This window comes from Paracoccus sp. (in: a-proteobacteria) (genome assembly GCF_032007265.1).
GTDB lineage: Bacteria > Pseudomonadota > Alphaproteobacteria > Rhodobacterales > Rhodobacteraceae > Paracoccus.
Map to the genome: position 1 here is coordinate 1 of NZ_DALZMB010000118.1, position 11289 is coordinate 11289.

Here is an 11289-nt window from a genome sequence, read left to right on the forward strand (position 1 = left end):
CCGATGCCAGCTCTGGACAAATGCTTTTTGAGGGGCGCGATATTTTGACGCTGAAAGGCGGCGAAAAGCGTGCCTGGCAAAGCCAATGCGCCATGATTTTTCAGCAGTTCAACCTGGTACCGCGCATCGATGTGGTCTCGAACGTGCTGCATGGCCTGTTGAACCGGCGCGGCATGGCCGCCACCGTTTTCAACCTATGGCCCCGCGAGGATATTTCGCGGGCAGTTTCCATCCTTGACCGACTTGGGATCGCCGAACAGGCAGCTAAACGCGCCGAGGCTTTGTCGGGCGGCCAACAGCAGCGCGTCGCGATTGCGCGTGCCTTGATGCAAGATCCCAAAATCATCCTTGCCGATGAGCCGATTGCCAGCCTTGACCCGATGAATGCCCAGATCGTGATGCGCGCTTTGCGCCAGATCCACGAAGAGGATGGCCGCAGCGTGATCGCCAATCTGCACACGCTGGATACGGCACGTCGCTATTGTGACCGTGTGATCGGCATGCGTCAGGGCCGTATTGTCTTTGACGGCCCGCCCGCGCTTTTGACGCCGGCTGCGGCGCGCGACATCTACGGCGCGGGCCATGACTTTTCCGAGGCTGCAACCTCGACCGAAATCGCCGCGCTGGAACGGGCAGAACCGATCGCGCGTGACGATGCCTATGCAGCCAAGCTGCTGGCTGATTAACCCCGACAAACCGGAGTTTACCGATGAAATCCCTCGCCCTTGCCCTGACGGTTTCAACCGCGCTGGCTTTGCCCGCCACCGCGCAGGAGACGATCAAGCAATTCAATATCGGCGTTCTTGGCGGCGAGAATGCGCAAGATCGCATGACCGCGAATACCTGTCTGCAAACCCGGACCGAAGAGGCGCTTGGCGTTCCGGTCAAACTGTTTACCCCTGCCGATTATGACGGCGTCATTCAGGGCCTTCTGGGCGGAACGCTGGATGCGGCGCTGTTGGGGGCCTCGGGCTATGCCAAGATCTATCTGACCAATGCCGACGCGGTCGAGCCGGTTCTGGTGAAGGCAAATCTTGACGGCTCGACCACCTATCATTCGATCGGTTTTGCCAAGGCCGACAGCGGCATCACCTCGCTCAAAGACATGAAGGGCAAAAGCTTTGGCTTTGGTGATCCCAACTCGACCTCGGGCTATCTGATCCCGCTGGTTGAAATCCCGGCCGAGGGCTTTTCGATGAAACCCGGCGAATATTTCAGCGACATCAAGTTCACGGGTGGCCACGAGCAAACGATTATCGCGGTCAAGAACGGCGATGTGGATGCGGGTGTGACCTGGGCCGACGGGCAGGGGGATTGGGCCGATGGCTATAATTCGGGGGCGTTGCGCAAGGCCGCTGATGCGGGCTTGGTCGACATGAACCAGATCGTCGAGATCTGGAAATCCAAGCCCATTCCCGAAGGTCCCTTCGTCCTGCGCAAAGCGCTGCCTGCCGATGTAAAGGACAAGTTTACCGCCCTGTTGGCCAATTTGGGCGATGTGGACAAAGACTGCCTTTACGGCGTGGCTGCGGGCGAAACAGCAGGCTTCAAGCCCGTCACCCACGACGCTTATTCCACCATCATCGACGTTCGCAAAGCCGAACTTGCCGCGCAGTAAAATGTCCAACCAGGTGGGCAGGGGGAACCTTGCCCGCCCTTTCATATGCAGGCTTTGATGACCGATCTTGATCACCTTCAATCCCGATATCTGGATCTGGTGCGCCGACGCCGGATGTATTCCGGCCTTATGCTGATTGTCTTTTTTGCGCTGCTGGCAGGGGGCTTTCAGCTTGCCGATGCGCGCAATGCCGGGGGCTTTTGGCAAGGCTTGCCCCATGTTTTTGACTATCCAGCCGAATTGATCGCAGAGGCATGGGCCAAATCCGCGAAAATACCCGGCTTGCTTTGGCACTATCTGCCAGCCCTGATCGAGACGCTGAATATCGCCGCAGTCTCGACGCTTGTGGGCGGAATTGGCGGCGGGGTTTTGGCGCTTTTGGGCACACGCGATCTTTCGCCCTGGCCCCTTCTGGTCGCGCCGATCCGCAGGCTGCTGGATATCATGCGCGCGGTCCCCGAAGTGGTGATCGCGCTGATCTTGATCTTTGTTCTGGGCGGCGGTCCGGTTCCGGCGATGATTGCCATTGCCTTTCACACGACCGGCGCCTTGGGGAAACTGTTCTCGGAAGTCGTTGAAAACGCCGATCTTAAACCCGTCGAAGGGCTGGAAAGTGTCGGGGCTGGCTGGCTTCAGCGAATGTGGCTGGCGATCATGCCGCAGGTTGCACCCAATTGGTTGGGCTATGCGCTGCTGCGTTTTGAGATCAACATACGTGCCAGCGCGATCTTGGGTTTCGTCGGCGCGGGCGGCATCGGCTATGAGCTGCGCAACGCGATTTCCTGGGGGCCGGGTCGGTTTGACGCGGCGGCCTCGATTTTCCTGCTGCTGTTTTTGACCATCGTCGCAATCGACCAAGCCTCTAGCGTGATCCGTAACCGATTGATCCATGGTGCAGCAGCATGACGAGTTCAGCCCAAACCGCGCCAATTGAAACTCTTGCGCAAAATCTGATCCGCAAGCGCAGCCTGCGCACGATGGCCATCCCGACCGGGGTGATCATCTATCTGATCTATATCGTTTTCGCCTTTGATCTGGCGGGGGTGGCAGGTCGCGCCCGCACCGATAACGCGGCGCTATTGCTGCGCGATTTCTGGTCATACAAGACCCATGTCACCTTGGACAGCCGATCGGGATTGGTCACGACCGCGATCGAGGGCAGCCGAAAGATGACCTATTCCGAGGGGCAAGAGCCCGCCTGGGTGCACCGCGAAGGCGCGGTGACGCGGGTTGGTTTGCCAGATGCGGTGGTCTTGCTGCAAGAGGGCCGTATTCAGGTCGACCGCGAGGGACATGCGCCGATCACCATCACGCCGTTGCGTTCGGGGATCACCTGGCAGGGCGTGGATGGGACAGAGGATTGGGTCTCTGCCTCGCCGACACGGGTCGATCTGGCGCTTGGCTCGGCACGCGTGAGCGTCACCAAGACCCGTGCCGAGGTGACACGGCGTTTTGCCGGATGGGAGCTGTTCTTTTTCACCCTCGACAGCCGTTTTCACGGTATGGGGCCGCTGGCCTTGGCCGGGGTTGCAATCCAAGATCCCGCGCAGATCGGCGCGATGGCACATGATTTTTGGACCAATAAGGTCTGGCATCACGGCGATGTCTTTTGGGCCTTGGCCGAAACCTTGCTAATGGCCTTTCTTGGAACATGTGGCGCGGCACTGATCGCGCTGCCCCTGGCCTTTGTCGCGGCCAGCAATTTCGGGGTCTCGCGCCTGTTACGTCAGGCCGCGCGGCGGCTGTTTGACTTCCTGCGCGGCGTCGACGGGCTGATCTGGACAATCATTTTGTCGCGCGCCTTTGGGCCGGGACCGCTGACGGGCAGCCTGGCAATCTTGCTGACCGACACGGGCAGTTTCGGCAAGCTTTTCTCGGAATCCTTAGAGAATATCGATCCCAAGCAAGTCGAGGGTTTGCGCTCGACCGGGGCAGGGCCGTTGCAGCGCGCACGTTGGGGGGTGCTGCCGCAGGTCGCGCCGGTTGTGTTGTCACAGGTGTTGTATTTCCTAGAATCCAACACGCGCGGGGCAACGGTGATCGGCGCAATCGTAGGTGGCGGCATCGGCTTGCTGCTGACGCAGGCCATACAGACCCAGCAAGATTGGGAGCATGTGGCCTATTACATCGCTCTGATTGTTCTGGTGGTTATGGCCATGGATTGGCTGTCATCCGTGTTGCGCCGTCGCCTGATCAAGGGCTAAGGGCGGCATTTGGCGCGTCGGCAAGCGGTTGGTCCGGCGCGGGTGGGCGCTCTTCGGCGATGTGATGGGCCATGTCATGCAGCATATCGCGGACATGGGCATCGCTGAGGCTGTAAAAGACCTGCCGCGACTGACGCTCGCCACGCACCAGCCGTGCAGATCGCAACAGGCGCAGATGGTGGCTGATCAGCGATTGCGATTGGTCTAACGCCTCGGCAATCTGACCGACCGAGCGAGAGCCATTCAGGCAGCACAGCAAAATACTGAGCCGCGTCGTATCGCCCAAAAGCTTGAATGTTTCTGCCAGAACGGCAGTTTCTGGCTGACTTAGGACCAAGGGGCAGGGGACGGGGATGGGATCATTCATGACGCGCCTCGTAGCGTCAGGCTGCAGCTTGCGCCATCCCCCGTCCAATCCAAAGCGACGGTCGTATGTTCGATCTCGAACTGGTCGTGCAAAGCATTGGCCACACGTATCGACAGATCCTTGATCTGGGCGCCAGATTGGGGCCGTACATGCAGGGTCGCCAAGACCCGCTGATGGGTGATCTGCCAGATGTGGATATGATCCACCTCGGCGACCTCAGAGGGGAAGTTCGCCATGACATGGTTGCGGATGTCATCGCTTGAGATCTTTTCGGGGGCCCCTTCCAGCAAGATATTCAACGAGCGTTTGGCCAAGAACCACGCGCTGCGCAAAATCAGGATAGAGACCACGACGGACAGGATCGGGTCAATCGGGGTCCAGCCCGTCAGCCAGATCACCAATGCCGCCCCGATCGCCCCGACCGAGCCCAGCAAGTCGCCGATCACATGCAACGTGGCGCCTTGAATATTGACATGGTCATGATCGCCCGATCTGAGAATGCCAAGCACCACAAGGTTGGCCACCAGCCCCAAAACGGCGACCGCCAACATCGGGCCAGCCAGAATTTCGCTGGGGGCGGTAAAGCGGTGCCACGCCTCAAAGGCGATCCAAAAGACGATGGCAAACAGCGCCAGTGCGTTGACGAAAGCCGCCACCACCTCAAGGCGCAAATAGCCAAAGGTCCGCTGCCCATCCGCCGCCTTGCGACCAAAACGAAACGCAAGATAGGAGAGCGCAAGTGCGGCAGTATCGGTCAGCATATGCCCCGCATCCGCCAAAAGCGCGAGCGAGCCGGACAGATAGCCGCCGATACATTCCACCACCATGAAAATGCCGGTGATGCTAAGTGCCAGCAGAACCTTTTTTTCGTTGTCAGTGGTTATCTTGGGGGTGTGATCATGATCATGGCCCGAATGGTCGTGGCCGTGATCACCATCATTTTGATCACCATGGTTGTGGTCGGTGTGAGCATGCTGGGTCATCGGGGCGCTCGCCTTAGAATCGACGTATGAATATCTATTCATACGTCGATTGTTGTGCGCCTGCCAGCATTATTCCTTGACCGCCCCCGTCATGGACGAAACGTAATAATCCACGAAAAAGGAATAAAGGATGACGACCGGAAGCGATCCCAGCAGCGCGCCGCTCATCAATGCGCCCCATTCATAGATGTCGCCTCGGACCAGCTCGGTCAGAACGCCCACTGGCACCGTCTTGTTTTCGGATGAGGAAATAAAGGTCAGCGCATAGATGAACTCGTTCCAGGACAAGGTGAAGGCAAAGATCCCCGCCGAAATCAGTCCAGGCACCGCCAAAGGCAGGACGATCTTCGTCAGAATTTGCCAGCGCGACGCCCCGTCAACCAAAGCGGATTCCTCTAGCTCGTAGGGAATAGAGCGGAAATAGCCCATCAAAAGCCAGGTGCAAAACGGGATCAGGAAGGTTGGATAGGTCAGGATCAGCGCCAGACGTGAATCGAAAATTCCGACCTGAAAGACGATGAAAGCCAATGGGATGAACAGGATCGAGGGCGGCACGAGATAGGCAAGAAAGATCAACAGACCCGTGATGCGCGCACCTTTGAAGCGCAGCCGCTCAATCGCATAGGCCGCCAGCACCGATGCGATCAGCGAGATCACCGTCGAGGCCACCGAGACGATCACAGTATTCCACATCCATGCCGGATAGCTGGTTTCGAAAAGCAGATATTTGATGTGGCGCAGCGTCGGCTCGACCACCCAAAGCGGGTTATAGTTGCGGTAATCCGTCAGTTGATAGTTCGGTTTCACCGCTGTGATTGCCATCCAATAAAAGGGAAACAGCAGCACGAACATGAAGCAGGCCATAGGCAGCCAGACCACCAGAATGCGGCGGGCGCGGCTTTCATATTGGGCCATGGCTTCGACATTATCTTCGGAATTCTTTGCCATCATGCCCTCTTAATCATTGCCCTGCTGCCACTTGCGGCGCTGAAGGCCGAAGAAGCTGAACAGGATGGCCGCAAGCAGGAACGGGATCATGGCGACGGCAATTGCCGCCCCCTCGCCCAATTGTCCGCCCGGAATGGCGCGCTGGAACGACAGGGTCGCCATCAAATGGGTCGCGTTGACCGGACCGCCGCGGGTCAAAACGTAAATCAGCTGGAAATCGGTAAAGGTGAACAGAACCGAAAAGGTCATCACCACCGCAATGATCGGCGTCAGCAGGGGCAGGGTGACTTTCCGAAACATTTGCCAGGGGGTGGCGCCGTCAATGGCCGCGGCCTCGGTCAGTGATTGCGGGATGGTTTGCAGCCCGGCCAGCAGCGAGATCGCGACAAAAGGAATGCCGCGCCAGACGTTGGCAGCGATCACCGAAAAGCGTGCATTCCACGGGTCGCCCAGAAAGTTGATCGGCTGGCTGATCACGCCCCACTTCATCAATACCCATGAAATGATTGAGAATTGCGAGTCGAAGATCCACCAAAATGCCATTGCTGACAGCACGGTCGGCACAACCCAAGGCAGCAAGATGACCGCCCGGAAAAAGTTCTTGAAAGGCAGGTTTCTGTTCAGCAAAAGCGCCAACCACAGACCAAGACCGAATTTCAGGATCGAGGCCACAGTGGTGTAAAAGAGCGTGTTGAACACTGCGAGCCAGAAGATGGTGTCATTCCAAAGCCATTCGTAATTCTCGAGGCCGATAAACACACCGGGGCGGCCGATTTTGGTGTCGGTAAAGCCCAGCCAGACGCCCAGACCCAGAGGATAGGTCAAAAAGCAGAGCAAAAAGACGGCAGAGGGCAGCATGAAAACCAGGCCAAGCCCATTTCGGCTTTCGCCGAGGCGTTCAAAAAACGACCGCCGCGCGGGTTTGGGCGGGTCTGGCAAGGTGGTCATCTTCCACTCCTTGGCGCATGGGAAAGGGGCGAATAGAAAGGGGCGGGGGCGCCCCTTTCGCGTTCAGACAAGCCAGATCAAGCCTAGCGATAATAGCGCGCGATGCGACGCTCGGCGTTGGCAATGGCCTCTTCGGTGGTGCGCTGGCCGGTGACGGCTTCGGCAAACATGTCGACCAGAACATAATCGGCCATGACGCCTGCTGATGCCGGCCCCAAAGGCCCCGCAAAGCCGTTCACACGCAGAGATTCCGAGGCTTTCGCATAGGGTGCGTGGATGGGGTTCGAGGTCCAGACCGGGTTGTTGGCAAAGCCCTTAAGCGCTTGGCAGCAATAGGCACTTGCCCCTTCAAGCCAGGCGTTCATACGGTCGGCACCATACATGAACTCGAGATAAGCCTTTGCAGCATTGGGATATTTGCAGTGCTTGAAGATCGAGATCGTTGAGGTCTGGTGAAGTTCGACCGATTTGCCGACCGGACCGATTGGCAGAATATGGGTGCGAATATCCGCTGCCAGATCCTTGAGTGCCTCATCCTTAAGCGCGGCATAATACAGCGAGACGCCATTGGCAGTCAGCGAGACATCCCCGGCCAGGAAGGCGCGGTTGTTATTGATGTCCAGCCAGCTTTCGGTGCCCGGGATAAAGGTCGCGTACAGCTTTTTGGCATATTCGATGGCGGCTGCGGTTTCGGGGCTGTTGATCGCCGGGTTGCCCTGCTCGTCAACGGTCTTGCCGCCATGGCTCCAGAGTAGCCAATGCGCAAAGTTGTTGCCGTCGCCGACCGCTTTTCCGAACGGAAAGCCTGCTGGCGTACCCTTTTCCTTCATTGCGGTGCAAAGCTTAAGGAAGCCATCGGTATCGGTGGGGAATTCGTCGAAACCTGCCGCTTTCACATGGCTTTCGCGATAGCAGATCGCGTTGCCGATCGCGCAAAGAGGGGTCGAGATGAACTTGCCGTCCTGTTCGCCATACATGCGCAAACCGTCGTACCAACCGCCGTTCTTTTCACCCAGCATGGTGCAAAGATCGGTGACATCGACCAGTTTGTCGGGGTATTGGAACGGGTCGTCAAACCAGCCCATCACCATATCGGGGCCGGTTCCCACATTGGCCGCGACGGCGGCTTTGGGGCGAACGTCCTCCCAGCTTTCCTGATCAATCTTGACCTCGACCCCGGTCAATTCAGTGAAAGCTTTGGTATTGGCGTTCCAGGCCTCTTCTTCGCCGGTCACGAAAGGAACCCAGCGCAGCAGGCGCAGGCTGGCACCTTCTTCGGGCTTAAAGGTCAGCGCGGCACCTTGTGCCATGGCGCGGCCGCCCCGGAAGGGGCCGATCAGCGCTGTGCTGGCGGCCAAAGCAGCCCCTGCCTGCAACAGCTTTCTGCGGTCAATGGTCATGACTTCCTCCTCTCCTGTGGTGATGGCGGTTGCCCCGCCCCCTGTTCCCTGCGGCTCCTTGACCCTCCGCAGGTATTTTCACGCATCAGCGCGACACGCGTTTGCCGCTTTCGGCGTCAAACAGATGCACTGCACTTGCGTCGATCGAGATGTTCAGTGCCTGACCCGGCGTTGCGCTGACGCGGTCGCGAAAAACCCCCGTCATGGGCGCCCCGCCCAGATTGCCGACGACATAGGTTTCAGCCCCGGTCGGCTCTGTCACATCAACGCGCACAGGGATCGTGCCACCTGGGGTGATCGCTTCAGGACGAAGCCCATAGATCAGCTTTTGCCCAGACTGTGCCGAGCCGGTATCGTGCAGCGGCAAGATCGTGCCATCGTCTGCTCGGAAGGCACCATCCACGATCTCGCCCGGGATCATATTCATGGCAGGGCTGCCGATGAAGCCCGCGACAAACAGATTGGCCGGACGATCATACAGATCCAGCGGCGCCCCGATCTGTTCGACAATACCATCATGCATGACGACGATTTTATCGGCCATGGTCATGGCCTCGATCTGATCATGGGTGACATAGACGGTGGTGGTCTTAAGCCGTTGATGCAGGTTCTTGATTTCCGTTCGCATCGTGACGCGCAGTTTCGCGTCGAGGTTCGATAGGGGCTCGTCAAACAGAAAGACCTGCGGGTTGCGAACAATGGCCCGCCCCATCGCAACCCTTTGCCGCTGACCACCCGACAGCTGCCGGGGATAGCGCTCTAGCAGATGTTCAAGCCCCAGGATCTCGGCCGCAGGGCGCACCTTTTCTGCGATCTCAGCCTTGGATTTTCCGGCTAGCTTGAGCGAAAACCCCATATTCTCTGCGACAGAAAGATGCGGATAAAGCGCATAGTTCTGAAACACCATTGCAATATCACGCTCTTTCGGAGGCAGGTCGTTGACCACCCGCTCGCCGATGCGGATTTCGCCGCCAGAGATATGTTCAAGCCCCGCCAACATACGCAGAAGGGTCGACTTGCCACAGCCCGAGGGGCCGACCAAAACGACGAATTCGCCTTCGTTGATATCGATATTGATGCCATGCAGCACCTCTACGGCGCCATAGGATTTGCGCACGTCGTCAATGGTCACTGAAGCCACTGATCCCTCCTCCCAAAGGCATCTGATCTTTCGGGATGTTAGCCCATGACAATCATCGGGCAAGCCTTTGTTGAATCGGGCTTCTTATTTTTCATTCCGCGATGACGGGGGTTGCCGGGGGTGGGCGCGCTGGCAGTTGGCCGGTCTCGTTTGCCTAGTTTTGATGGGGCAAACCTGCCTTTTTGATGGTCTTGCAAGGCGCGAAACTGCAGTCTATTGGGGGTGCAGCAGCATGATCGAAAGCCATATTGTGGCATTCGAGACACCAGTATCAGCAGTAAAATTCCAACGACCGCACTCAGTTATTGTTTTGTGATCGGGAATCGTCTACAAATGGGTTGCTGCGTTATCTCTTCTTCGACCTGTTTCCTTAAACCGGCTTCAGTTTTCGAGTTTGACTTGACTGGCGCTAAATCGTCGCAGTTCCGCGGACGATACATTTAAGGAGATCTCACGATGGCCAACGGCACCGTGAAATGGTTCAACGCCACCAAAGGCTTCGGTTTCATTCAGCCGGAAAGCGGCAACCGCGACGTGTTCCTGCACATCTCGGCAATCGAGCGCGCTGGCCTTGCTCATCCGCGTGATGGCCAGGCAGTTTCGTTCGACATCGAGACCAGCCGTGACGGTCGCGAATCGGCAACGAACATCAAATTCCTCTGATCTTTTAGACAGATATGGAATTCGGAAAGGCGGCCTTGGGGCCGCCTTTTTGCATTTTCGGGTTTGACCTGGCCGGTAAACTTTATGGGCAATAGGCTTGTGGCGGGTCAGGCAAGCCGCACGCAAACTGCGCGCTTGCCGAATTCCGACATAGCGCGCAGCTGCTTTCTAGACTTAGTCGCGCAGCAATTGTCCCAGCCGCTTGATACCCTCGTCGATCTGGGCGTCCGAGGCGCAAGAATAGCTGAGGCGCATCGAGTTCAAGCGGGAGCCATCAGCGTAAAATGCCCCGCCCGGCACGAAGGCGATGCGATAATCCGAGACCGCACGGGCCAAAAGCTTGGCCGCGTCCAGTGCCGGATCGACCGTCACCCAGATGAACATCCCGCCTTCGGGCCGGGTAAAGGTGACGCCTTCGGGCATTTCGCGTGCAAGTGCGGCCAACATCCGGTCGCGACGCGACTGATAGACCGCGCCGATCTTGGCGACATGCTCGTCAAAGATCTCTCTGGCAACGAAGTTCGTGGCCATCTGGCTAAGCGTGGGCGAGTGCAGATCAGCCGCCTGTTTCATCAAGACCAGCTTGCTGATGACCTCTTTCGAGGCGCAGACCCAGCCCACCCGCAGCCCCGGCGCCAGCGTTTTCGAGAAAGACCCGCAATAGATGGTGCGCGTCTTTTCGATGCTGCCGTGGCGCTGAATATCCAGCGCGATGATCGGAGCAATGGGCGTGCCGTCAAAGCGCAAAGATTGATAGGCGCCATCCTCGATCACTGCGATGCCCATCTCCTCGGCCTGATCCAGCACCTGGTTACGGGCCTCAAGCGACAGGGTCTCGCCGGTCGGATTGGCAAAATCTGCGGAAAGATATGAGAACTTGACTTTGCCCTTGCCACCGCTGACCTGCTCGGCGCGCGCAGCGATCTCGGACAGGGGCTCATTGGCGAAAGGGTCCAGCCGATCATAATGCGGCTCATAGGCGTTGAAGGCGCCAAGCGCGCCCAAATAGGTCGGGGC

At 58.2% G+C, this 11289-nt stretch carries 12 protein-coding genes; 5 read left to right on the forward strand and 7 right to left on the reverse strand.

What is annotated here, in order from left to right; translation table 11 throughout:
* The 4 genes from RTS12_RS17855 to phnE (RTS12_RS17870) form a co-directional block, all read left to right on the forward strand.
* On the forward strand, nucleotides 1-686 hold a 686-nt coding region (locus RTS12_RS17855), incomplete at its 5' end, for a phosphonate ABC transporter ATP-binding protein (RefSeq protein WP_312530927.1).
* Between the two features lie 23 nt (nucleotides 687-709).
* Entirely contained in the window at nucleotides 710-1618 is a 909-nt protein-coding gene (phnD, locus tag RTS12_RS17860; RefSeq protein WP_312530929.1) for a phosphonate ABC transporter substrate-binding protein, read from the forward strand.
* Nucleotides 1619-1675: 57 nt separating this feature from the next.
* Complete coding sequence (phnE, locus tag RTS12_RS17865; protein ID WP_312530932.1) at nucleotides 1676-2524, forward strand: phosphonate ABC transporter, permease protein PhnE; 849 nt, start codon at nucleotides 1676-1678, stop codon at nucleotides 2522-2524.
* Nucleotides 2521-3822 carry a phosphonate ABC transporter, permease protein PhnE gene (gene phnE, locus RTS12_RS17870; RefSeq protein WP_312530934.1) on the forward strand — a complete coding sequence of 434 codons (1302 nt, stop codon included), beginning with the start codon at nucleotides 2521-2523 and terminating at the stop codon, nucleotides 3820-3822. The genes phnE (RTS12_RS17865) and phnE (RTS12_RS17870) overlap by 4 nt, the downstream gene beginning before the upstream one ends.
* Here phnE (RTS12_RS17870) and RTS12_RS17875 read toward each other — a convergent pair.
* The 6 genes from RTS12_RS17875 to RTS12_RS17900 form a co-directional block, all read right to left on the reverse strand.
* Nucleotides 3812-4189, reverse strand: coding sequence for a metalloregulator ArsR/SmtB family transcription factor (locus RTS12_RS17875; protein ID WP_312530936.1), 378 nt, complete (start codon nucleotides 4187-4189; stop codon nucleotides 3812-3814). The genes phnE (RTS12_RS17870) and RTS12_RS17875 overlap by 11 nt on opposite strands.
* A complete protein-coding gene (locus RTS12_RS17880) occupies nucleotides 4186-5172 on the reverse strand; it encodes a cation diffusion facilitator family transporter (protein WP_312530938.1) in 987 nt (328 codons plus the stop codon). Before RTS12_RS17880 ends, RTS12_RS17875 begins: the two co-directional genes overlap by 4 nt.
* 69 nt (nucleotides 5173-5241) lie before the next feature.
* Nucleotides 5242-6120 carry a carbohydrate ABC transporter permease gene (locus tag RTS12_RS17885; RefSeq protein ID WP_312530939.1) on the reverse strand — a complete coding sequence of 293 codons (879 nt, stop codon included), beginning with the start codon at nucleotides 6118-6120 and terminating at the stop codon, nucleotides 5242-5244.
* Between the two features lie 9 nt (nucleotides 6121-6129).
* Entirely contained in the window at nucleotides 6130-7068 is a 939-nt protein-coding gene (locus RTS12_RS17890) for a sugar ABC transporter permease (protein ID WP_312530940.1), read from the reverse strand.
* An 83-nt stretch (nucleotides 7069-7151) separates the two neighbouring features.
* Nucleotides 7152-8468, reverse strand: a complete 1317-nt coding sequence (locus RTS12_RS17895) for an extracellular solute-binding protein (protein ID WP_312530942.1) — start codon at nucleotides 8466-8468, stop codon at nucleotides 7152-7154.
* Between the two features lie 85 nt (nucleotides 8469-8553).
* On the reverse strand, nucleotides 8554-9609 hold the full coding sequence (locus tag RTS12_RS17900) for a sn-glycerol-3-phosphate ABC transporter ATP-binding protein UgpC (RefSeq protein ID WP_312530944.1): 1056 nt from the start codon (nucleotides 9607-9609) through the stop codon (nucleotides 8554-8556).
* A gap of 456 nt (nucleotides 9610-10065) precedes the next feature.
* Here RTS12_RS17900 and RTS12_RS17905 point away from each other — a divergent pair, with 456 nt between their 5' ends.
* The gene (locus RTS12_RS17905) at nucleotides 10066-10272 is read left to right on the forward strand and encodes a cold-shock protein (RefSeq protein ID WP_312530945.1); all 207 of its coding nucleotides are present in this window, start codon (nucleotides 10066-10068) and stop codon (nucleotides 10270-10272) included.
* A gap of 174 nt (nucleotides 10273-10446) precedes the next feature.
* Here the strand turns inward: RTS12_RS17905 and RTS12_RS17910 are convergent.
* Nucleotides 10447-11289: PLP-dependent aminotransferase family protein (locus RTS12_RS17910; protein ID WP_312530947.1), on the reverse strand; the 843-nt coding region annotated here is incomplete at its 5' end.